This is a genomic window from Fodinibius salsisoli, assembly GCF_026229185.1.
GTDB classification, from domain to species: Bacteria; Bacteroidota; Rhodothermia; order Balneolales; family Balneolaceae; genus Fodinibius; species Fodinibius salsisoli.
The window spans coordinates 162,355-185,664 of the sequence record NZ_JAGGJA010000005.1 but is presented as its reverse complement, the minus strand read 5'-3'; the positions used below and the strand labels follow the sequence as shown (position 1 = coordinate 185,664).

The 23,310-nt window shown below is 45.0% G+C and carries 22 protein-coding genes and 1 tRNA gene; 10 read left to right on the top strand and 13 right to left on the bottom strand.

Annotated elements, in window-relative coordinates; translation table 11 throughout:
- Window positions 1-22: 22 nt before the first annotated feature.
- The 5 genes from ribD to J6I44_RS09030 all read right to left on the bottom strand — a co-directional run bounded on the left by ribD (window position 23) and on the right by J6I44_RS09030 (window position 5,624).
- Window positions 23-1,138: a bifunctional diaminohydroxyphosphoribosylaminopyrimidine deaminase/5-amino-6-(5-phosphoribosylamino)uracil reductase RibD gene (gene ribD, locus J6I44_RS09050; RefSeq protein WP_265765758.1), complete on the bottom strand. Its 1,116-nt coding sequence runs from the start codon at window positions 1,136-1,138 to the stop codon at window positions 23-25.
- A 96-nt stretch (window positions 1,139-1,234) separates the two neighbouring features.
- Window positions 1,235-2,992, bottom strand: coding sequence for a SurA N-terminal domain-containing protein (locus J6I44_RS09045; RefSeq protein ID WP_265765757.1), 1,758 nt, complete (start codon window positions 2,990-2,992; stop codon window positions 1,235-1,237).
- Between the two features lie 198 nt (window positions 2,993-3,190).
- Window positions 3,191-4,114 carry an MlaD family protein gene (locus J6I44_RS09040; RefSeq protein WP_265765756.1) on the bottom strand — a complete coding sequence of 308 codons (924 nt, stop codon included), beginning with the start codon at window positions 4,112-4,114 and terminating at the stop codon, window positions 3,191-3,193.
- A gap of 17 nt (window positions 4,115-4,131) precedes the next feature.
- Entirely contained in the window at window positions 4,132-4,872 is a 741-nt protein-coding gene (locus tag J6I44_RS09035; protein ID WP_265765755.1) for an ABC transporter ATP-binding protein, read from the bottom strand.
- 14 nt (window positions 4,873-4,886) lie between these two features.
- Window positions 4,887-5,624, bottom strand: a complete 738-nt coding sequence (locus J6I44_RS09030; RefSeq protein WP_265765754.1) for an MlaE family ABC transporter permease — start codon at window positions 5,622-5,624, stop codon at window positions 4,887-4,889.
- Window positions 5,625-5,745: 121 nt separating this feature from the next.
- Here J6I44_RS09030 and J6I44_RS09025 point away from each other — a divergent pair, with 121 nt between their 5' ends.
- From J6I44_RS09025 to J6I44_RS09000, 6 genes are all read left to right on the top strand, one after another.
- A complete protein-coding gene (locus J6I44_RS09025; protein WP_265765753.1) occupies window positions 5,746-6,864 on the top strand; it encodes a potassium channel family protein in 1,119 nt (372 codons plus the stop codon).
- Window positions 6,861-8,042 (top strand): chorismate synthase, encoded by a 1,182-nt coding sequence (gene aroC / locus J6I44_RS09020; RefSeq protein ID WP_265765752.1) that lies wholly within the window; start codon window positions 6,861-6,863, stop codon window positions 8,040-8,042. Before J6I44_RS09025 ends, aroC begins: the two co-directional genes overlap by 4 nt.
- Before the next feature lie 192 nt (window positions 8,043-8,234).
- Window positions 8,235-8,576, top strand: a complete 342-nt coding sequence (locus J6I44_RS09015; protein ID WP_265765751.1) for a tetratricopeptide repeat protein — start codon at window positions 8,235-8,237, stop codon at window positions 8,574-8,576.
- 4 nt (window positions 8,577-8,580) lie between these two features.
- The gene (locus J6I44_RS09010; protein ID WP_265765750.1) at window positions 8,581-9,708 is read left to right on the top strand and encodes a LysM peptidoglycan-binding domain-containing protein; all 1,128 of its coding nucleotides are present in this window, start codon (window positions 8,581-8,583) and stop codon (window positions 9,706-9,708) included.
- Window positions 9,709-10,437, top strand: coding sequence for a CPBP family intramembrane glutamic endopeptidase (locus J6I44_RS09005; RefSeq protein ID WP_265765749.1), 729 nt, complete (start codon window positions 9,709-9,711; stop codon window positions 10,435-10,437).
- Window positions 10,438-10,747: 310 nt separating this feature from the next.
- Window positions 10,748-11,323 (top strand): sigma-70 family RNA polymerase sigma factor, encoded by a 576-nt coding sequence (locus tag J6I44_RS09000; RefSeq protein WP_265765748.1) that lies wholly within the window; start codon window positions 10,748-10,750, stop codon window positions 11,321-11,323.
- 77 nt (window positions 11,324-11,400) lie between these two features.
- Here the strand turns inward: J6I44_RS09000 and J6I44_RS08995 are convergent, their stop codons facing one another.
- From J6I44_RS08995 to J6I44_RS08975, 5 genes are all read right to left on the bottom strand, one after another.
- Window positions 11,401-12,720 carry a sensor histidine kinase gene (locus tag J6I44_RS08995; protein WP_265765747.1) on the bottom strand — a complete coding sequence of 440 codons (1,320 nt, stop codon included), beginning with the start codon at window positions 12,718-12,720 and terminating at the stop codon, window positions 11,401-11,403.
- Between the two features lie 191 nt (window positions 12,721-12,911).
- Complete coding sequence (clpX, locus tag J6I44_RS08990; protein ID WP_265765746.1) at window positions 12,912-14,177, bottom strand: ATP-dependent Clp protease ATP-binding subunit ClpX; 1,266 nt, start codon at window positions 14,175-14,177, stop codon at window positions 12,912-12,914.
- Window positions 14,178-14,204: 27 nt separating this feature from the next.
- The gene (gene clpP / locus J6I44_RS08985; protein WP_286670505.1) at window positions 14,205-14,867 is read right to left on the bottom strand and encodes an ATP-dependent Clp endopeptidase proteolytic subunit ClpP; all 663 of its coding nucleotides are present in this window, start codon (window positions 14,865-14,867) and stop codon (window positions 14,205-14,207) included.
- Between the two features lie 37 nt (window positions 14,868-14,904).
- Entirely contained in the window at window positions 14,905-16,188 is a 1,284-nt protein-coding gene (gene tig, locus J6I44_RS08980) for a trigger factor (RefSeq protein WP_265765745.1), read from the bottom strand.
- A 67-nt stretch (window positions 16,189-16,255) separates the two neighbouring features.
- Window positions 16,256-16,338: transfer RNA gene (locus tag J6I44_RS08975), tRNA-Leu, on the bottom strand.
- Between the two features lie 189 nt (window positions 16,339-16,527).
- On the opposite strand from J6I44_RS08975, the gene cutA reads away from it, so the two are divergent.
- Window positions 16,528-16,881 carry a divalent-cation tolerance protein CutA gene (cutA, locus tag J6I44_RS08970; RefSeq protein WP_350356688.1) on the top strand — a complete coding sequence of 118 codons (354 nt, stop codon included), beginning with the start codon at window positions 16,528-16,530 and terminating at the stop codon, window positions 16,879-16,881.
- Window positions 16,882-16,884: 3 nt separating this feature from the next.
- On the opposite strand, the gene J6I44_RS08965 is transcribed toward cutA, so the two are convergent.
- Window positions 16,885-17,544: a phosphoadenylyl-sulfate reductase gene (locus J6I44_RS08965; RefSeq protein WP_265765743.1), complete on the bottom strand. Its 660-nt coding sequence runs from the start codon at window positions 17,542-17,544 to the stop codon at window positions 16,885-16,887.
- 56 nt (window positions 17,545-17,600) lie between these two features.
- Between J6I44_RS08965 and J6I44_RS08960 the strand changes: the two genes are divergently transcribed.
- Window positions 17,601-18,356, top strand: coding sequence for an enoyl-CoA hydratase/isomerase family protein (locus J6I44_RS08960; protein ID WP_265765742.1), 756 nt, complete (start codon window positions 17,601-17,603; stop codon window positions 18,354-18,356).
- 24 nt (window positions 18,357-18,380) lie between these two features.
- Here J6I44_RS08960 and J6I44_RS08955 read toward each other — a convergent pair whose 3' ends face one another.
- Together J6I44_RS08955 and J6I44_RS08950 are read right to left on the bottom strand one after the other, a co-directional pair.
- Window positions 18,381-19,637 (bottom strand): S1C family serine protease, encoded by a 1,257-nt coding sequence (locus J6I44_RS08955; protein ID WP_265765741.1) that lies wholly within the window; start codon window positions 19,635-19,637, stop codon window positions 18,381-18,383.
- A 17-nt stretch (window positions 19,638-19,654) separates the two neighbouring features.
- Window positions 19,655-20,638, bottom strand: coding sequence for a DHH family phosphoesterase (locus J6I44_RS08950; RefSeq protein WP_265765740.1), 984 nt, complete (start codon window positions 20,636-20,638; stop codon window positions 19,655-19,657).
- Window positions 20,639-20,789: 151 nt separating this feature from the next.
- On the opposite strand from J6I44_RS08950, the gene J6I44_RS08945 reads away from it, so the two are divergent.
- Both J6I44_RS08945 and J6I44_RS08940 read left to right on the top strand, forming a co-directional pair.
- Complete coding sequence (locus J6I44_RS08945) at window positions 20,790-21,410, top strand: thiamine diphosphokinase (protein WP_265765739.1); 621 nt, start codon at window positions 20,790-20,792, stop codon at window positions 21,408-21,410.
- A 149-nt stretch (window positions 21,411-21,559) separates the two neighbouring features.
- Window positions 21,560-23,005, top strand: a complete 1,446-nt coding sequence (locus J6I44_RS08940) for a sodium:solute symporter family protein (RefSeq protein WP_265765738.1) — start codon at window positions 21,560-21,562, stop codon at window positions 23,003-23,005.
- Window positions 23,006-23,310 lie beyond the last annotated feature (305 nt).

Here is a 23,310-nt window from a genome sequence, read left to right as displayed (position 1 = left end):
GTCTGTTCGTTATTGTATCGGTTTAAAAATAGCCCCTAAACAAAAGGTCTTGTCCTACTTTCTTCCACTGGACATCTCGAAACTCCATAATCTCTTCCATCCGGTTAATGCCCACTCCCAAGACGGATTTTGTACCGCCCCCCAGCATCTTAGGGGCAATAAAACACTCTACCTTGTCAACCAGTTTTTCTCTTAGTAGTGCCGAGGCAAGATTTTGGCCTGCCTCCACTAAAACGGACGTAAGGGGCAGCCCCCCGATCTCCCGCAATGCTTTCTTGAGGTCAGTGTGGCCATCTTTTTCCTCGACAAGCAACGTCTGTCCCCGGAAGTAGTCCGATTTCAGCATATTGAGCATCGGGTCAGCTTCGTTACGGTATTTCTCCTCATTGTGCGTTAAGACAATCGTTTTATCTTCATACTGATCGGTGAACAAATTCAGATCATCCGGCAGTTCAAGGGGGCCGTCAATCACAATGCGCCGGGGCTGTCGCCCCTCCACATGGCGAACCGTAAGGCGGGGATTATCCAATAAGGCTGTATTTCGCCCTACCATAACCGCATCATACCGGCTGCGCCATTGATGCACCATCGCTCGTGCATGTTCCCCGCTTATCCATTCTGAATTACCATCCGGGGCCGCTATATAGCCATCCAGTGTTTGTGCTATTTTGAGTGTAACAAATGGACGGTTAAACGTTTGATGGTGCAGAAAAAATTCATTAAGTCGTTTGGCCTCTTTAGTCAACAGGCCGACATCCACTGTAATATTATGATTGCGCAGGTGTTGAATCCCTTTACCTGCAACTTTGGGCGTTGGGTCTTGCATTGCTACCACCACGCGTTTGATGGGCAACTCAGCAAGCATTTCGCAACAGGGCGGAGTGTTGCCCTGATGGGCACACGGTTCCAGCGTTACGTAGACCGTCGCATTCTCTAATAATTTCGGATTTTTGACGGCATCCACCGCATTCTGCTCTGCATGAGCCTGACCATAGCGCTCATGATATCCCTGAGCTATTTTTTCTCCTTCTTCGGAGACTATCACGCACCCAACCATGGGATTAGGGGATACATGCCCCGCCCCCCGCTCTGCTATCTCGAGTGCCAGTCGCATCCATTTTTTATCTACTTCTGTCATATATCAATCAGCAGCTTAGATCTCTTTGCCTATTAAAACAAAAAAGGGCAAGAAGCATTCCCTCTTGCCCTAATACTCTTTATGTAAATAAAACTTTTAACCTCTTAACACCTGCGATCGGTTATCTTCGATATCCGCGCCCTTCTTAAGCTGCTCAACCCAAGTCTGCATAAACACAGCGCCCTTCTGCTGCTGCAGCGACTGCCGGATTTCACTTCGCTGGGAGGTCGTTAAGTTGACGATATCAGCTTCTTGTAAATTATCAACACGTACCACAAATGCAGCACTAACTCCTTCAACCGGCCCTGATTGCTGGCCTTCTTCCAACCCAAAGGCTGCGCCAATCACGGAAGGTTCACGCCCTGCTCCTGGAATGGTAGAAACACTCATGGCCAACCCTTCGGCTGAAGCCACCTCTTTGCCAGCAGCACTTGCTAAAGCAGACAAGTCACTATTTTGGGCCAGCAGGTCCTCAACACGCTTTGTGACCTGCTCTTTGCGTTTATTGCTGATGACCGTACTGCGTATTTGCTCTTTGACTTCTTCAAACGGCTGTACACCTTCTGGAGAAACCTCTTCCACGTGCAATACCACAAACTGTTGAGAAAGTTCGAGTGGTGTTGAAATGTCTCCTTCATCAGCACTCTCAAGGAAATTCATAATTTGACGACTTTGGCCAATACCAGAAATAAAGTTGGTTCCCTTAGTGGCAAAGCCCTCCTGCAGATTTAATTCACGGCGTTCTGCCTCCGTTTCAAATCCATCTTCTTCGGCAAAGAAACTAAAGTCATCTGCTTCTTTAGCTTGCTTGTCTACCGTTGCAATGGGATCTGCCGTGACATCCATACTGAAGGTCACGAATTTAACTTCCGATCCGGTTTCTTCAAGCTTTTTGAGCAAAAACACACGTCCTTGGTTCGTTATCACCTCACTCACTTCGCCGTCTTCTAACTCAAGAACGGGGCTAAACAGCTCCCGAACTTCCTCTTTGGCGACCATTTGTGCGCTGTAGGGCGTCGTTGACTGATACTGATTTAAGAAAAGAGAATCATTTTCTGCACTGGCGAAGTCGGGCCGCAAGGTTTTCATCTCTTTTAAGGTGCGAGCGGTATCTTCTTTGGTTGGTCTCTTATCAAAACTCACATAGTTAAACCGATACGACTGTTTGCGCTCGAACTTTGACTGATGATTATCATAATAGCTCCTAAGATCGTCATCCGTTACTGAGATGTCACTTTCTGAAACCTCCGCATAAGGGAAACGCACAAAAGAGATATCAGCCATGGTGTTATCGCGCAGGTACTGCTGCTCAACTTCATATTGACTGATCTCCATCGACGACTGAAGATAACTGTTCATCTTCTGCTGGCGGCGCTTTTGGCGCATCTGCTGTTCAACAGCAATCCAAAGCTGTTTATTTTCCGGCGACTCGATGGCGGTCTTAAGCGCTACGCGATCAATGGTGCCATCTTCCCGTTGAAATTGCTGACGAATAAAGGGATCGGGGTTCTCACCGGTAATCATATTGATAACTTCTTGATCCGTCACTTTGATACCCAGCTCATCCATCTTTTGCTGCATCAGCTTACCGGTAACAATTTCGTCCCACGCCCGTTGCTCAAAATTAGCCCGCATTTCTGCGTTAACAGAATTGCCGGTTCGTTGGGAATACTGTTCTGTATAATAATTAATTCGGCTATTATACTCTTCCAGTGATACCGTTTCGCCATTCACTTCGCCAAGGGTTCGGGATCCGCGCTGGAGCACATCAAAAAAGTTCGTGTCCGCCAACATCCATAATAACCCAAATGAGAAGATAAGCACCCACAAAATGACTCCGGTACTTTTCCTCATTTTATCCATTACACCCATAAGTAAAACCTCGTATATCGTCTTAAATTTTTTTCAAAAAAGCTATTCAGTACAGAATTAATCATCTGCCTATAAACCTCCAAATATACAAGAAGCCTATGCTAAGAGCAATTTAGCGTTCTACAAAAGTTTATAAGCTATTTTAGCTGATATGATTACTTCCAGCGTGTCACTATTTGTTTAAAAGACCTCGATCAACCGCATGTGCTTAAGGTATTTTCCGGGATCTTCATTGATATTTTTGATCAGGAGATCCATTTCACCGGAGAGACTCTCCAGATTATCATACAGACCGGGGTCGTTGACTAATTTCCCAAGACTGCCTTCCCCATTGTTCACTTTTGTCAGGATTTGCTGCAGCTGACGGTTGGTTTTAGTCAAATCGCGGCTTAAAATTTCAAGCTCACCGATAGATCGATCAAGCCCGACCATAACTGAATCAATGCGCGTCTTATTACGTGCACTTACCGTATCCATATTAGCCAGAAACTGTTGAGCGTGCCCGATACTTTTTTCGAGGTCCGACCGCTTGTTACGGAGCATAGTAGTGACTTCTTCGGTAGAAGATTGCAGGTTCGTCAATGTGGTATCGATACGTCCCTGGGCTTCTTCATCAAACATATGATTCAGCTCTTCAAGCAGACTGTTGAGCTTCTGAAAAGACTGCGAAACATCCTCGCTTAGCTGCTCTCCTTCCTGCTTGAGCGTCTCCATCATACCGCCGTCATAAATGCCCTTTATCCGGTCGTTATGGTCCAGGTATTCCCGGGAGTTTCCGCGTTCGAGAACAATAGCCTTTTCATCGAGCAAGCCGGAAGATTGAAGGTGAGCCTCTGAGTCTCTGGGAATATCGATTCCCAGGTCAAAGCTCATCTTTACCTGTACGCTGTCGCCTTCCGTCAGGCTCATGCTTTTCACGGATCCTACTTTTACTCCGTTAATGTACACGTACCCACCGGGCGTTAAACCATCGGCCTGGGCAAACTTGGTGTTGATAATTTTGGATTGCCTGAACAAGGGCATATCGCCCATTATACGATACCCAAAAAAGCCAACAATGATGGCTGCTAAAATGGTTAGTGCAACTTTTAGTTCATTACTCATTTTCAAAATATCACCTGTTATCTTCTAATTTGATACTCGCTGGCAGTTACAAAATCTAACAATTGTTGATTATTGCTCTCCTGCATTTTTTCAATAGAGCCATACCAGCACAGGCCCTTATCTTCCAAAAATGCTACGGTATCCGCAATCTTCAAAACACTGTGGATATCGTGGGTTACAACAATTGAAGTAATGCTTAAGTTTTCAGCCATCGATATAATGAGCTGATTAATTTCTTCGGATGTCTGTGGATCAAGTCCGGATGTCGGCTCATCATATATTAAAAAGTCCGGCTGCAATATTGTGGCCCGGGCAAGAGCTACACGCCGACGCATACCACCCGAAAGTTCGGCCGTAGACCGATCACCGGTGCCTTCCAGATTTACCATCTTCAGGGCTTCTTCAACTTTCTTTTTGATACTCTGTTGGTCCAAGTCAGAAAAATACTGTAGCGGAAACGCAATATTTTCGAAGGTATTGAGCGAATCGAACAGCGCCGACCCCTGGAAGAGCACGCCAAAACGCTGGCGCATCTTTCGAAGTTCCAGATATTCCAGGTCAAAGATATTTTTTCCATCGATGATAACTTCTCCTGAGTCGGGATACATCAAGGCATTCAGGTGTTTCATCAGAACAGACTTCCCACAACCGGAACGCCCGATTATGGCAACCGTCTCACCTCCCTCAATACTGAAAGAAATATCTTCCCAGATGAGGTTTGAACCAAAACTTTTTTTGAGATTGCGTATCTCTATCATAAATGCTTACAAGATTATAAGAACACCGCTGCAAGTACGAAGTCTGCTAATAATACGTAAATACAGCTTAAAACCGTAGCCTGTGTAGTACTGTTGCCTACCCCCTCAGCGCCACCGCTGGCATAATACCCTTTAAAGCAGGATACCGATGTAATTACAAAACCAAATACAAAGGCTTTCAGGATACCAAAGGTGACATCCCAGGGGAAGAAAAATTCACGAGCGCCTGTCATAAACTCTGCCGGAGAGACGGCCCCGGACAAATATCCGGCGACAACGCCCCCGATCACCCCGGACACACTGGCAAAAATATACAGGATGGGAAACATGACGAGCCCTGCCAATACACGGGGAAGTACCAAGAAGGAAACCGAGTTAAACCCCATGGACTCTAAAGCATCGATCTGTTCACTCACGCGCATAGTTCCCAGCTCAGTGGCTATGCGTGCGCCTACCTTTCCGGCCAACACCAAACTGGTAATAACTGCTGCCAGCTCGATCAGCAGTGACTCTGAAGTAATAGCGCCGATAATAGAAATGGGGATAAAGGCAATATCAAGCTGGTAGGCTGTCTGGATGGTCATCACAGCACCTGTAAAAACGCCGGTCAAAAGTACAATGGGAACCGACTCGTAACCTATCTTGAGCAGTTCATGCACTAAATTCTTCTTATATGTATTTACCTCACCCAGCGACCGCAACGAGCGATACAAGAGCAAGCTATATCGTCCTAATTTTTCGAGTGCTTCCATTTTATATATTTTGCTAAATCAACGATGGAAACTATTAAATTTCTCGGTGGTTGTCATTTCGTGCGCTTTATTTTTTAAACTATATTACGAGCATGAAAGAATTCTCAATGGTATGAGCTTTATGCAGAAGTTTTATAGTGACGTCATCGATAATTTTATAGCACTGCGCATCGTGCTGGCGTTTATTATTTTGGCCATTATTTTCTTCGTCGGCTCCGTTGGCTATCATTTTGTGGAAGGTATGAACTTTTTCGATGGTTTCTATATGACTTTTATTACTATTACAACCATCGGCTTTTCAGAGCTGACTAATTTGTCAGCGGGCGGGCGTGTCTTGACGATGATTCTGTTCCTGATGGGTATTGGTGTTATCTCATATATCGCCTCTCAGACCACACAGTTAATATTTGAAAGCGAAATTTTTAGGAAAAGAGCCATGAAGAAGCAACTACAAAAGATGAATCAGCATTATATTGTAGCGGGCTATGGACGTATTGGCCACCGAATTGCAGAGGTACTGCAAGAAGCAGGCATTCCCTTGGTTGTCGTTGAAAACAGGGAAAGCAGCATTGAACGTATCCGTAACAATCAGCTTCTTTATGTTGCCGGGGATGCCCAGGATGAGACCGTACTAAAAGAGGCCGGTATTGAGCGAGCTCGCGGGCTCATCTGCACACTCTCACGCGACCAAGATAACGTTTTTGTAACCCTCATTGCGCGAGAAATTAATCAGAATATCTTTATTTTAGTGCGCACCAATCAGCATCAAAATACAAAAAAAATTATTCGGGCCGGAGCCGACAAAGTTATTTCGCCCTATGAAATTGGTGCCGATCGCATGGCCAATGTCATCTTGCGACCCAATGTAGACCAGTTTATAAACCGCATCCAGAGTGGCTCCTCGGCCAACCAGGTTCAGGATCATGTTTTTGATGAGGTTAAAGTCTTTGAAGGTTCCGAGTTTGACGGAACGACCCTTGCTGAAGCTCAGATCCGCCAAAAGTATTTTGTTGTCATTATTGCTATTATCCCGGATAACGGTGATAACATTCGGTTTAATCCGGGGAGCAAAGATCATATTTCAGCGGGCGACTCTCTTATAGTGTTGGGAGACGTTGAACGCATCAAACATCTGCGCGAAGAAGGATGCGACGATTACCGATCCCTATCGGAACGGGTCTCCCATCATGAATTCACCGAACATTTAAATTCACACCAAGAACAGACTAACTCAGCATGATACGATATTTAACAGCTGGCGAATCACACGGACCACAGCTGACAGGAATAATTGAAGGAATCCCAGCAGGACTCCCTATCACAGAAGATGAAATTGCTTTACATTTGGCTCGCCGCCAGAAAGGATACGGCCGCGGCGGACGTATGGCTTTTGAAAAAGACCGCGCTGAAATTCTATCGGGGGTCCGTTTCGGCAAAACCACAGGCGCACCCATAGCCCTTCAAATGCCCAACCGTGCCTTTGAAAAAGATGATGCGAATTGGCCTAAAGTGATGGCCAAAGAAGGTGATGGCAGCGATGTAGATCCTATTACGGTGCCCCGCCCGGGCCATGCCGACCTCACCGGGGTCCAGAAATACCGTTATGATGATATCCGTCCCTCCATTGAACGATCCAGTGCCCGTGAAACGGCCATGCGGGTAGCATGTAGCTCCATTGCACGCAAGCTCTTAAAACATTTTGGCATTGAAATTGGTGGCCATGTTACCTGCATTGGCAGTATTGGCTATGAAGATCCCTGGGAAGACGTGCGTAACCTTGTTGACCCAATGCTGGATGATGGAGCCGAATCGGTTTTCCGTGCAGCAGATGAATCCGAAGTCCGTTGCCTGGATCAAGAACTGACCCAACAGATGCGGGATGAGATCATCGTCCGGCGTAAAGAGGGCAGCTCATTGGGCGGCCATTGGGAAGTTCTGGTTACCGGATTGCCTACGGGTTTGGGCAGCTTCGTGCACTGGGATCGCAAGCTGGATGGTCAACTGGCACAAGCCGTGATGGGCACGCAGGCTATGAAAGGAGTAGAAATTGGCCAGGGCTTTGAGTCTGGTCGCCGGCACGGTCAAATAGTGCACGATGAGATCACCCATGAAGATGGCAAATTTAAACGTCGAACCAACCGCATGGGAGGCATTGAAGGCGGCATTTCAACAGGGATGCCTTTGATAGTGCGTGGCGTTATGAAACCAATTCCAACCATGCTCACCCCTATTTCAACCGTAGATATGAACACAAAAGAAGAGAAAGATACCCGTTACGAACGATCGGATGTCTGTGCTCTTCCTCGGGCTATTGTGGTTATGGAAAGCGTCATCGCTCCTGTTTTGGCAAATGCCTTCTTAGAAAAATTCGGCGGAGACTCTGTGGAAGAAATTGAAGAACGATACCAACAGCATTAGGGTGGGGTTGCCAGGATATTATCGCCCAAATACTCGCTGCAGAGTTATAATTTAATTATGTTTTAGTCGTTCAGGGTAATAAGAACTTTGTTTTAATTGCTCTTTGGTGTGGATGCGGGGAATTACCCTGTTAGCCATTATAGGCTAATCCAACAAAACTACATCCATTAAATATATTCTAAGTAATCAATCATGGCCAGTGATAATAAATCAAAAATCAAACAGCTTGCACGGCAGATAAAGAAGAATCCCGGTGATTCTTTTTCAAAGTTTGCCTTGGCTCTGGAATTCCAAAAACAGGAAGAGTACAAAAATGCGCGTATCCTGTTTGAAGATATTCTTGAAAGCGATCCAGAGTATATAGGCGTTTATTATCACCTGGGAAAGTTATACGAACTTCATGATCGCCTCGAAGATGCCCGAAAAATGTATCAGCAGGGCATCCCAAAAGCTAAAAAAATGAATAAGAAACGGACTCAGTCAGAGCTGGAGGAAGCTCTTTTCAATGTCAAAATCGAAATAGAGGAGCAGTAATTCTATGAACGTTAAATCTTGTCTATTGGGCTTAGCTCTTATTATCAGTGTGCCTCTTTCTTCGGTTGCGCAGCAAACCACTACTCATTCCATTCAGAAGGGGGAAACGCTGTTCAGCATCGCAGAAAAATATAACGTTGAGGTAGAACAGCTTAAAAAGTGGAATAACCTATCGGCCAACGAGTTGTCGGTAGGCCAGTCTATCATCGTGCGTAAAGAGGGTACAGTAACAGCCGATGAATCGACTACCGGAAAGGCTCAAACGCATACTGTTTCCAGTGGAGAGACGCTCTTCTCTATTTCAAAAAAGTATCAGGTTTCCATCGCGGAATTAAAATCCTGGAACGACCTTGCAGCCAATAATCTAAGTGTTGGGCAAACATTAACTATCTATCCCTCTACGGTGGTCGACAAGCCCCAACAATCTATTGTGACCAACCAGGAGACTCAGCAAAACACCTATTACGTCGTCAAGAATAATGACTCCCTGTTTAAGATTGCCCGTAATCACGGAATGTCGGTTAGTGAGCTTAAAAAGCTAAATAACCTTTCCTCTAATACCATCCGTGTAGGCCAACAATTGACGGTTCGTTCCGTATCCTCTACGCCGTCGATCTCCTCTGCTGAAACATCATCGGCACAGGGTAAATTTATGACTCATCGGGTGAGCAGAGGATCAACGACAGTAGCTGATTTGACGGAAAAATTTCGGATGGATGAAGAAGAATTCAGGGTACTAAATCCGGGCATTGGCTCTTCCCAACTTCGAAATGGTCAGCAGGTAACTGTTTTAGCACCACCCAGTAAGTCGTTTAAAAATCCGTATGTCAAAAAAAGTTCTCCTTCTTCAATGAATAGCCTGGGGACCGTCAGCGTTTCTCATTATCAAGATGCCGATAAAGCCTCGCCAACAACCAACGGTGAATTATATAATCCGGATGCTCTTACGGCAGCTCATGCTAATATTGCGCTTGGGTCAGTAATATTTGTAAAGGGGGCTAATACACCCCATGGTGTATTTGTGCGTATCAATGACCGAATATCGGGCGATGGACTTAAATTATCAGCTGCTGCCTGGAATGCTTTAGATTTATCGGGAACAACAGCGGCTGCTACTATCTATCAAAACTAAATGGCCAAGATTAATCAATCGATAAAGCGGTATTTTTCTACCACCCAGACACTGCTGTATAGCTATCTGATTAGCCTTCCCCTCCTGCTTTTGTATGAGGTGTTGATCTTTATTGCGCAACCAGATAGTGAGCAAGTGGTCCGGATTTCGGTTGATGTATGGATCAAAACCCTATTTGCTAACTTCAGCCAGGATGTCATTTCCATCACCCTGATCTTTGTAGCCCTCATTGGTATTTATGTTCTCTATCGAGAGCATAAAAAGCTTACTTCCCTCCGGTTATCGTATTTCGGTGGTATGCTCTTTGAAGCTACGCTTTATGCCTTCGTACTCTCTATATTAATTTCCACCGCCGTGAGCAATCTTTTGCAGATTGTGCAATCCTCTCCAATTGAGAGTTTGACCCTACTGCAACAAATGGCCTTATCGCTTGGAGCGGGTTTGTATGAGGAGTTGTTCTTTAGAGTTATTTTAGTTTCTGGACTTTTGTGGCTATTCAAGCTTCTTTTCTCTAAACAAATGAGTGCCTATATCACCGCTATTTTACTGGCCGCTGCGATCTTCAGCCTGCTCCATTTTATAGGATCCATGGGTGACCCTTTCACGCTCGGATCGTTCCTCTTTCGTTTCCTCTTTGGCCTGGCCCTCAATGCCATTTATATATGGCGCGGATTCGGTATGGCTGCATGGACGCATGCTATCTATGATTTGATGGTAATAGCATTCTAAGCCCCTCACAGGCAACTATTTCTATCAATTTGCAACCTTTCTTAGGTGGAATCGTATTTTAAAAGCAAAAGGTAATATTTTCTTTAAGGAAACTTCCATAATTCTCGGTATGTTTATAATATATTTGCTTTAGCTATGAGGGTGATCAGCTAAACTGATTATAATTTTAAGAACAAAATCTATATAATATTTAAACATTGATTTAAAGGAAAAATCGTATCTGCGATTTGTAAGATATATGGCAGTGATGTAGTCAATAGAAGTAAGTTGACTTTAAATGAGTTTGGCAATCTAAAGCTGACAAAATCGGATGCCCGAATTAACCAGAGAAGAAGTTCAGAAGCAGGAAGATTTTGAAGAAGAAATTATTCCACATCTGGATGCTATGTATAATTTTGCGTTACGTCTAACATCAGACCCCAGCGATGCTGAGGATCTTGTGCAGGATACTATCGTAAAGGCCTTCCGCTTTTTCGACAGCTACGAAAAGGGAACCAATGCCAAAGCCTGGCTATTTCGTATCCTCAAAAATTCGTATATCAATAATTACCGGAAGCAGTCTAAGAAACCCAACCAAGTTGATTACGACGAAGTAGCAACTTTTTATGAGACCATCCGAGCAGAACGCACTGATACTTCGGATCTGGAAGATAAAATGTTCCGCGAACTTATTGACGATGACATTTCCAATGCCCTGGATGAGCTGCCCGAAGATTTTCGGACGGTCGTCTTACTTTGTGATGTAGAGGGTTTTACGTACGAGGAAATATCCAATATGCTGGACGTACCTATCGGAACAATCCGCTCGCGTCTGCACCGGGGACGAAACCTGTTGAAATCTCAGCTCATGGAATATGCCAAACAGCGCGGTTACCAGCCGGATTAACAGCCAAGTAACCAAGTTTCATTCTTGGATTTGGTCTGGCCCTTTTTTCTAAGCTATATCATCCCCTCGACAGACTGCTAAGCATTTGATGCGGCAAGATCTTCTCCTTCAAGCTCGCTCATGTCTACCGTAAGAATAATACGCATCGTTGTTCCCCGGCCCACTTCGGTTTCATGGATCGTCAGCTTACCATGGTGATACCCTTCTATTATCCGTTTAGTCAAACTCAACCCTAAGCCCCAGCCTCTTTTTTTAGTACTGTAGCCCGGTTTAAAAATTTCTTTCTGAAATTTCTTTTCTATCCCTACTCCGGAATCTATAATATCCAAGAACACTTCATTTTCTACCCGATGCAGTTTTACGGAAACCTGAGCCTTGGTAGCCGACGTTTTGATAGCATCCATTGCATTTTTTATGAGGTTTTCCATGGCCCACTGAAAAAGATCCGGATTAATGTTTGCCTGCACTCCGGAATCTAACTGACACAGCACATCTACATGCTCACCCAGCTGAGGCAGGCGGTGTTTCATATAATCTACAACCTCTTGTACAATAGGCTTCAGCCGCTGGTATTTAAGCTCGGGTTCTGACCCAATTTTATTAAATCGTTCAGCGACGCCCTGCAGGCGAATCACATCATTTTCTAATTCATTACAAATACGCTGGGTGAAATCGTCTTCTTTTTTCTCTTCCCGCAACAGCTCAACCCATCCATATAAACTTGACAAGGGAGTTCCCAGCTGGTGAGCAGCCTCCTTTGTCATACCCACCCATAAATTCGATTGCTCCGACCGACTGATCGTACGGTAACTCACAAAGCCGATACCAAGCAATAATGCCAGCAGGCTAAGCTGTATGTACGGGAAATAGCGCAGATATCGCACTGTTGGACTTTCTCCGTAATAAACGTATTGGACCTGGGTGTTCTCATTACTCCCCAATTTTACTTCTATAGGATCATTCATGGAGGCATAGTGATTGATCAAATCCTGATCAAGCTCTGCATCTACATGGTTACTGAAAATAATTTCACCCTGCTCATCAACAATAATCCGTGGAACCAGGAAACGATCTTCGCTGAGCACAATTTCCTGGGTCACAAAAGTTTGAGAAGCCCGGTCTGCCTCTGCGGCTTCAATCATTTTGATGACACTGTCAGGCACAAATGATTCCTGCCTGAGATATCGGGCGGCTTCTAACAAATTCTGTGAAATCCTCTCTTGATCGGGATTGCTGGTATATTCAATAGCTTTGGCCCAAAGCTTAACACCCGACTGTTCTTGCTGTAATATTCGGCTAATCAAATATTGGTTATAACTAAAAGAACCAATACCCAGCAAAATAAACAGACCAATCAGGGCAATGTTAATTCTGTTTGAGGTTAAATACGGTTTCATAAAAAGCTATTTATAAAAAAGCATGTAATCTTCCAAAATAATAGAAGCTTCTGCAAAAAACTATATTCTTAAGTCTCACCTTATGCCCCTTTGGAGTTGGCCCAATCATCCTCTTCCTAAGATACCCTACAAAAAGAAAAGGCATCACCCAAAGATGATGCCTTCATCATATATATTTTGATACCGGGGAGCTATGCTGATGCTTTCCGCTTTTCATAAACCGGAGGTGCATCTTCATCGATGGTTTCCTTAGTTACCACACACCGTTCAATATTCTTCATCGACGGCAGGGTAAACATAATATCCAGCATCGAAGACTCCATAATAGATCGAAGTCCGCGGGCACCTGTCTTTCGCTTGAGAGCTTTTTCTACAATAAGCTCAAGGGCTTCTTCCTCAAACATCAGTTCAACCCCTTCCATCTGGAACAGCTTCTTATACTGTTTCGTCAGCGAATTTTTAGGTTTAACCAAAATATCGATCATAGCACTTTTGGATAATTGATGGAGCCCTGAAATGACTGGCAGACGCCCAATAAGCTCTGGAATTAATCCAAAACGCTGCAGGTCTTCTGGCTCTACATACGTGAAAATATCGGGATCGTCTTTATTGAAGCTAACCTGTTCTTCGGAATGGAATCCCAGGGAACTGACCGATAGTCGTTTGGCAATGATACTCTCCAAACCGCTGAATGCCCCCCCACAGATAAATAGTATATCCGAAGTATCTACCTGTATAAAACTTTGCTCGGGATGCTTACGCCCTCCCTTAGGCGGTATATTGGCCACTGTTCCTTCTAAAATCTTCAACAAGGCCTGCTGCACGCCTTCGCCCGAAACGTCGCGGGTAATGGATGGATTGTCGCTTTTCCGAGCAACTTTATCCACTTCATCAATATAAACGATGCCGCGCTTTACCTGCTCAACATCATAATCTGCCGATTGCAACAGGCTTGAGAGAATACTTTCCACATCCTCACCTACATAACCGGCTTCCGTAAGTACGGTAGCGTCGGCAATGGTGAAAGGCACATCAATGATGTTAGCCAGCGTTCGGGCCAGCAGTGTTTTACCACAACCCGTAGGGCCAAGCAACATGATATTGCTTTTCTCGACTTCAGTATCGTCGAATTCGTCCTGCAGGTCCGAGGTAATACGCTTGTAATGGTTATACACCGCAACGGCAAGCGTCTTCTTCGCCCCTTCCTGACCAATTACATACTCATCCAGTTTGGACTTAATTTCTGCAGGCTTAAGCAGAGGTTTATAATTTTTTTCACGTTTCTTTGCCATTGATGCCAGATCGCTTTTCACAATACCTGAGGCATCTGCAACACAGCGATCGCAAATATAGACATCATCCGGTCCGGCCACCATACTATTGACCTCATGGCTCGACCGACCACAGAAAGAACAGTGAATTGAATTGTCGTTGTTATGCTGCTCCTTATCGCTCATGGTCCTAAGCTTGAACTATTGAAAAATTTAGTCTTCGTTCTCTTTTTTACGCTCCATGATATTATCAATCAAGCCATAATCTTTGGCTTCCTGGGCGCTCATCCACTTATTCCGATCAGAGTCTTCCATGACCTGCTCGATATCTTTACCACTGTGCTCTGCTAAGATATTACTTAACAGTTGTTTGATTCTGAGAATTTCCTGTGCTTCAATCTCAATATCGCTGGCCTGCCCACGAACACCACCAAGCGGTTGGTGAATCATGACCCGGGCATTGGGCAAGATATTACGCTTGCCGGCCGTTCCGCCGGCTAACAATACCGCCCCCATAGAGGCAGCCATACCAACGCAAGTGGTAGCAACATCACAACTTACGTACCGCATGGTATCATAAATAGCTAAACCTGAAGAAACTACACCACCGGGGCTGTTAATATACAAGTTAATATCTTTTTCATGATCTTCGGCCTGCAAGTAAAGTAGCTGCGCAACAATGGAACTTGCTACCGCATCATTAACCGGCGTACCTAAAAAGATAATACGGTCTTTAAGAAGCCGTGAATAAATATCGAACGCTCGTTCTCCCCGCTCGGTCTTCTCAACGACCATGGGGACTAAGTTGTTATTCTGAATCCGAGAAAAATCACCATTCTCGGTAGTCGGCGCTTCGTATAATGGTTGTTTATTCATAAATGAAGTTAAAATACTTTTATTAATTCAATAGCTATTACGCCTTCACCTCTTCGTCGTGCCGTTCCTGATAAGTTTCTTTATCGATTTCGTTAATTTCAACTTCCTCTTTCAGCTTGTCAAATACTTTATTTTCTCGAATACTGTTGCGAAGGCTTTCTAACTGTTGAGGATTCTGTGCGAACAGATTTCGCATCTGATCAACGGTGACACCATATTGGGCCGCCTGCATCTGCAAGTGTTCATCTATATCTTCGGGCTTTATCTCGATATCATCAAATTTTTCTTGAAGCTTTTCATTCAGAAAAAACCACTTTGCATCGCGCAGAGCACGATCAGTCATATTCTCCTTGTATTCCTCCACATCGAAACCTGGAGGTAACTCACCGTTCGATTGCTGTTTAACACGCTCGATGTACTGGTTTTTGACCTGGCTTACGAAAACCTCCGGCACTTCGAAATCATGTTTATCAACAAGTTCATCAATCACATCGTTCTTAAAAAGATCATCGGCCGACTGATCGTAATAATTCTGGATACGGCTTTTAACCAAGCTTCTGTACTCATCGGTATTCTTGGCTTCTTCATCGCTCTGCTCTTTAGCAAAAGCGTCTGTGAATTCAGCCTTATGCAGTTTTTCAACCTTCTTAATAATCAGTTTAAAGTCATGGGTATGATCGCCATGGCCAATCTCAACCTCTACTTCATCACCCACTTCCTGGCCTAAAAGATCATCACGGAAATCGTCTGATTCTTCTTTGGTGAGGTCAATGACTTCTTCGGCTTTGTTCTCTTCATCCGGCTCACCGTCTTCCAGTGGAATAGCATCAACCGTTACGCGGTGATTCTCGGTGATTTCTTCCTCAACCTCTTCCCAGTTACCTTGTTGCTTTAGCTGACGGTCAATTTCTTCTTCTACTTCATCATCCGTTACGTCATGAATCAGCCGATCAACTTTAGCTTCGCTCAGGTCAACCAATTCGAAATCGGGGCGTGCTCCAATCTTGAATTTTGCTTCCAGCTCGTCATTCTCCCAAATGAGATCCAGCATTTCTGTTTCACCTACTGGCTCGTGCTCTGGCACAACCTCTTCTTCAAAAATTTCCTGGACGTACTGATTGATTTCTTCACGCTCAATTTCATCTCCAAATCGTTTCTGGATGATTTTAAGCGGCACTTTGCCCGGACGGAACCCAGGCATGTTAATTTGTCCACGATATTTTTTATACGCCTCTTTAAATTTCGGCTCTAAATCTTCGCGCTGGGCCGAAATTACAATTTCTTTGTCAACAGAGGTGATATCATTTACAGTTATTTCCACAGAATTACTCCAACAAGTGTTTTATTTAGAACGGTATGTATTCGCCTTCACTATTATTTTAACTATGTACGAGAGGGGGGACTCGAACCCCCACGCCTAAAAGGCACTAGATCCTAAATCTAGCGCGTCTACCAATTCCGCCACTCTCGCAGGTATGCTACTATCCTCCTCCACCGGATTTACGGGGGTTTCAGAGCCACGAAAACTACGGCTTTTTTGCCCAATCTTCAACACTTATAACGGTTGTCCCGTGAAAAATCTTACTATGAGACATTTCAGGAATTTTGTAGCTTTTAAGCGTTCCAATAATGCAAAGTTAAAGCCTTCGCTATCATGTTTCTGAATCTTCGCCTTGTTTACATCACCACAAGTAATAAACAGGAAGCAAAATCTATCGGACGGAAGCTGGTAGAAGAAAAACTGGCAGCCTGTGTAAATATTATAGATGGCATGGAGGCTATTTACCGATGGGAGGGGGAAATTGTAGAAGAACAGGAAACCATCCTTATTGCCAAAACACCCTATCACAACGTAAAAGAATTGACGGGCAGAGTTAAAGAATTGCACAGCTACGATTGCCCCTGCGTTATTTCACTGCAACTTACCGAACAGGAAGGAAACGAACAGTACCAGCATTGGCTCATCAATAACACAAAAAACCAGCAGGTTAATTACGAAATCGAACAACCCTAATATTTAGCGCTGGTGTAACCCACATTCTGTCTTCACCTGATTATTCCATCGCCCCTCTCGGCCAACTCCGGGAACGGTGCAATGCGTACAGCCCACCGAATGGTATCCCTGCTCTTTGAGTGGATGCTGTGGGAGACTATGGCTGGTGATATATTCTTCGACCAAAGAACTATTCCAGTCAATGAGCGGATAAAACTTAAGTATTTCATCCTTTTCATCGATAATTTTGAGGGTACTCCGATGCCGGTTTTGAAATCCGATCAACCCAGACATCCATACTTTGTGCTTCTTTTTGATCTGTTCTATAGGGGCTAGTTTATTAATCTTGCAACATTTATCGGAATCTTTAATCCACAGCTGCTCTTTTTCAGTGGCTTCATGACTGGAAGAATCCGGATGAAGATCGATGACATTCAGGTCTAACAGGCGTGTCAACCGTCTTTTATAGGAGAGCGTTTCTTCAAAATGATATCCGGTATCAATAAAGTAAATCGGCCAATCTGGCTTAATACGGCTTACCAGGTGTAACAAAACGACTGAAGTTGTGCCGAAGGAGGAGGTAACCAACACATCTTCAAAAGAATTAAAAATCTGTGCAACTCGGGCATCTACTATTTTAGCCGAAAGAGATCGATTAATCTTTTCTTTATTAACGAGATACATATAAGTTCTTTTGTGCCATAGCTGTTTCCTGAGTTTAAATAAGCCCCAATTTAACAGTGAGTATCCTAAAAGTCGAATTTAAAAATAATATTTGCCTAGCCACTGTCAACCGTCCCCCTGTGCATAATGCCATAAATTTTGACATTATGGCCGAACTGGAGACTCTTTTAGAAAAACTTGAAACAAATGAAGAGACCCGTGCCCTCATTTTAACGGGCTGTGGACGGCAAACATTTATATCCGGTGGAGATCTGCGAGAGTTTCATTCTCTAAAAACTGAACAGGAAGCGGAAAGGATGGCCAAGCGCATGCTCAGCATCTTAGCTCGAATCGAGAAACTGCCTTGCTGGACGATAGCCAGTATTAATGGAGCAGCCTATGGTGGTGGGTGGGAAATGATGCTTGCGTTCGACTTCAGAATTGCGACTTCTGATGCTACTTTTGGATTTACCCAAAGCAAATTTTATCTGCCCCCGGGCTGGGGTGGCCTTACCCGGCTGGTAGAACGTGTGGGTCGCTCTACCGCCCTGCGGTGGCTTGGTGAAGCTGCTACGGTGGACACGGAAGAAGCCCTAAGCGAGGGCCTCATCGATCGTGTTAGCAACCCCGGCCAGCTTGAAGCGGACACCCAGAATTGGGCACAAGACCTTACCCGAACGGATCGTGCCTTTATTAAGAATCTCAAAGAAGGAGCCCTACAGTTCACGAAAAGCCGCTGGAAGGCTATTGAAGCCGAATTAGATTCCTTTGCCCAATTTTGGGAAAGCGATGAGCATCAACAGAGGGTAGAATCTTTTTTAGGAGAGAATTAAGGCTTAAACTTCCGGTCTCTATTATCACTCCTTCACTTTCTTGCGCAGCATCATTTTCGTTTCGTAGCGTTCATTTTTCCGGAGCAATTCTACACGCATAGAGTCACCTTCCTCAAATTCCCGCAACAAAGCACGGGCATGCATCTGGCTCTGTACTCGCTCATTACCTATTTTCAGGATAATATCCCCGGGTAAAATCCCGGCCTCATAGGCGGGACCATCACGGTTAACACTTTGAACCAACAGTCCGGGTATAGCCGGCAAATCATATTGTGCTACCATTTGATAGGTCATTTCCCTGGTTTCCAAACCGGGATCAAAAGATAATTCTACCTCCCCGGAGGAAGCCAATTGGCGGATAATCTTCTGGACCCGATTGCTGGGAATCGCGAATCCAAGTCCTACAAAGCCATGGCTGGTTCCACCGGTAAAAATAAAGGTATTGACTCCGATGACTTTCCCCTCACTGTCCACCAACGGTCCACCGGAATTCCCCCGGTTAATGGCGGCATCGGTTTGGATCATATCCACATAGACACGCGGCTCGTTGGGATTGGGCCGAAAATCACGATTTATAGCACTGACAACGCCTACGGTAACTGAGGGCTCGGCTGTTTCAAAAAGACCAAAAGGATTGCCTACCGCCAAGGACCACTCTCCCACAATGACGCTATCCGAATTTCCAAACTCAACCGTAGGGAATGTGCGATCAGCATCTATTTTTAACAAAGTAAGATCTGCTAATTCATCAGATCCGAGTACTTGAGCCTCATACTCAGCGCCTTCTGATAATGAGATTACCACTTTCTTGGCGTTCTCTCCCGCCACATGCTGGTTGGTCACGACCAAGCCATCTTCACTGATGATAAATCCGGACCCCATGCTGCTGACTTCCCGTTCCATCGGAGCCGAAAAAAATCGATTATAGAACTGGTCAAATCCAACTCTGCGTCTGCCCTGAACAACTTCTGTAACGGTGATACTTACTACGGCAGGGCTCACATTTTCTACGGCCTCGGTAATGGCTGTTTTCCGGCTATTGTTAATCTGGGTGCTGGCACCTCCTTCTTCGTCCGACGAAGATGTCTCTTGTTCCAATGCCGTTGACTGACCCTGGGTGGGGGCTTGTGCTGCTAAAGAAGAAAGGTTGCGTCCGGTTGCTCTTGTTACCTTTTGATTCTTATCAACAGTTTGGTCTTCTTGGGGAGAAACATCGTTACAGCCTATACAGAGCTGTGATAATAATAGGATAGCAACAAAGTAAACGGAGAACTTCATCATCTGTAAGGTGATTGATATTACGACTTATCAATGCTCACCAACTGCTTGGAACCAATTTCCACCACTTCTTTGATCGTTTCTTCCAGCGGACCCGGATGCCAGGCACCAGAGGCTTTTTTATGGCCGCCACCGCCAATTTCACGAGCCCATTTATTGACATCAACGTCATCACTTTTGGAACGGAGGCTCATTTTAACGCCATCGCCAAGGGCTTTGAATAAGACCGCTGCTTTAATGCCGCGCACACTCAGCGGATAGGCCACAAAGCCCTCCGTATCATCATTGGTGGTGTTGGTTTCCTCGAGCATTTCTTCGGTAACGTACATAATGGCAATTTGATTGTCCTCAAATAGCTCAATAGTACTGGTAGCACGGCTGAGCAAGTGTAGCTGGTTTAAACTCTTATTGGAAAAGACCTTCTCAGCAACTTCATTGGGACGAATTTTGCCCAGACGCAACAGCTCTGAAGCTATATTCATCGTCTCTGGCGTCACGCTGTCGTACTGCAACGAGCCTGTATCTGTTAAAATACCGGTATACAGAGCTTTGGCGACTTTCTCATCCACTTGTGTAACATCATTCTGCAAAAAGAGATGAAAAATGAGCTCACAAGTTGAAGACGCCTTCTCTACCGAAATGCTAAAGTCAAATCCGTCGTGCGGGTCGGGGTGATGATCTACCATGTAGGTCGGTTTGGGATCATCCTGAATATAATCTGAATAGCTGCCAAATCGCTTGGGAGAATTGCCATCCAGCACTACAAAAGCCTCGCATTTTTTGAGAAGCTTCTCATTCGGCTCTTGGATGGGGAAAAAATCCGACAGCCATTGAAGGTTGAGCGGAACGGGATCATCATTAAAAGCATAAGCCTTGATGCCATTCTTCTCCAGCCACAAGCAGGTTGCCACTTGCGCACCAATGCAGTCTCCATCGGGACGTATATGCGAATAAACGCCTACCGTACGATACTGCTTTAACTTTTGGACAAGTTCTTCAAACATAATAACGGATTAGACCGCGAAAAATAAGCTTATTAAAATGGTACATAGCTTCGAAGAAAGCAATATTTTTTTAAGGGTAAAATCTTAGTCAATTTTACCGTATCATAGAGTCTAAATTGCTTTTAGCTGTAAATATCCGTTTACATTACCTATGAAAGAACTCATCATATTGTGCAACGGTGAACCGCCCTCAAAACAACTGTTGCAAAAATATATAAGCTCAGCCGGCTTCCTTATAGCCGCTGACGGTGGGGGAAATATCGCCCTCGACATGGATATCCGTCCGGATGTTGTCATTGGGGACCTGGATAGTTTCAGAACCGACCAAAGTCATCCTTTCAAAGTTATTCAACAAGCGGACCAAGAAACCAATGATCTTGAGAAAGCGCTATCACTAGCTTATGAAAAGGGAGCAGCTAATGTCTATATCCTAGGTGCGACGGGACAACGACTGGACCATACCCTGAAAAACCTGTCAGTATTAAAGCAGTTTAATGAGCAATTTAATAAGCTTTATATGATTGATAATTTTGGGACCATTCAGCTTCTGCCCTCCGTTTTTGATCAAAAAATAGCGGTGGGTTCACAAATCTCATTATTTCCCCTCTCCGGTAAAGTAACAGGCATTACTACTTCGGGGCTCAAATATCCCCTGCGGGATGAAGCCCTTGAAAACGGTGTCCGCGACGGCTCTTCCAACGAAGTAATAGACAATCCCGTGCAGATAACATACCGCCAAGGCGATTTGCTGCTTTTTGTCGCTGATGCTTAATAAACGGGAGCCGGGCTTTTCCTCAACACAGATTGAGCTCTGAGGAAGTTTCACTCCCGGTAGCAAGAATTCTTCATTCCAGCATCAGATCTTTTTGAAAGCAGTAATTTTAAAAATATCTTAGATCTTTTTAATAAAACCCAACGCCAGTGTCCGAGCTCAGCTTTACCCTTATCGATTGGGGGATCATGTTATCCTACTTTGGCTTTTTGGTCTACCTGACCTGGCAGCGCGAATGGGAACATGCAGACGAAGAATCTTTCCTGCTATCCGGACGAAAGATGACGCTCCCGGCTTTTGTGGCAACCCTGGTATCCACCTGGTATGGCGGCATTTTGGGCATTGGCGAATACAGCTACCAGTTTGGAATCTCGCAATGGCTGCTGTTCGGATTTCCCTTTTATGTTTTCTCGGCTCTTTTTGCATGGCTGCTGGCCGGTAAAATACGGATGAACAAGGCCCTTTCCCTGCCCGAAGCCATAGCTAATGTTTATGGCGATAAGGCCGGTCAATGTTCAGCCCTGCCAATCTTTATCCTCGTCAGTCCCGCGCCCTACATTCTCATGCTGGGACTCATTTTTCAATACCTAACCGGGGGAACGGGCCATTTTCTCTGGTATGCCAGCGCGGTGGCCCTCTTTTCCGTAGCTTACGTAACCTTTGGAGGATTCAGCGCCGTAATTCATACGGATATGCTACAGGTTATCCTCATGTTCGGTGGATTTATCTTGCTCCTTCTGTTTGCCGGGGCCCAATTCGGAGGACCCACTGAATTATGGGATGCCATCCCTGCCCCCTACCGTGACATTACGGGTGGACATAACCTCCAGTACATCCTGGTGTGGTTCTTCATTGCCCTCTGGACCTTCGTTGATCCCAGCTTCCACCAGCGCGCCGCAGCGGCAAAAAGTCCAAAAACCGCCAAGCGTGGTATCTTTATTTCCATCTTCCTCTGGTCGGCCTTTGACCTGTTAACGATGTTCAGCGGTCTCTATGCCTGGGCTATTTTAGGTCCCGACCTCGCCGAACCCATCATGGCCTATCCCTACCTTGCTAATGAAATTCTACCCATCGGCTTTAAGGGACTCTTTTTCGTGGCCTTGCTGGCAACGATTATGTCCACCCTGGACAGCTACCTTTTTCTCTCAGGACAAACGCTGGGGCGCGACCTGCTTGCTAAACATCTGCCCACTGCAAAAAACAACACGTTGACGCGCATCAGCACCCTCATTGCCGCTATTTTGGGTATCCTGCTGATCATTATCTATCCCAGTGTGATCGATCTCTGGTATGTCATCGGCTCGGTGATGATCCCCGGCCTGCTCATCCCGGTGCTTGGCATCTACCTGCGGCTTTTTACGCTCAAAAGAAGCTGGGTCCTCCCAACCATGCTCATCAGCATCGGTATATCACTGGCTTGGCTTATTCTCGGTACCCTCACTAATACAACTGAATATGATTATACCTTCCTGGGTATCGAGCCTTTTTACCCCGGGCTGGCGGCGAGTGTTATTTTATGGGTTTTGGGCCGGAAGCGTGGTGGAGATATATTGGAAAGGACAGCGTTTATAGAGGAAAAGACTAAAAAATCTTAAATCTCATACGTGAGAAAGTCATATTTTATAACCACCTACTTTATACCGTCGAAATATCTCTCGATTTTTCACTCCGCCACTTTCAAAGATATTGTATACCTCCTTTGACATCCTGGTAGGTTTGCCCCACAGCATTTCGTTCTATCTGGGATAAATCACCCCACAAGTCACTGTATTCCCAAATACCTTCCCAAGCCAAAGCCTTATAATAAGATAACGACACCCTTCCATTATCGAAATCAGAGGCCTACACTTCGGTAATGTAGCCAGAAAATTCTACTTTTCAGTGACAGCGTTTAGGAAAG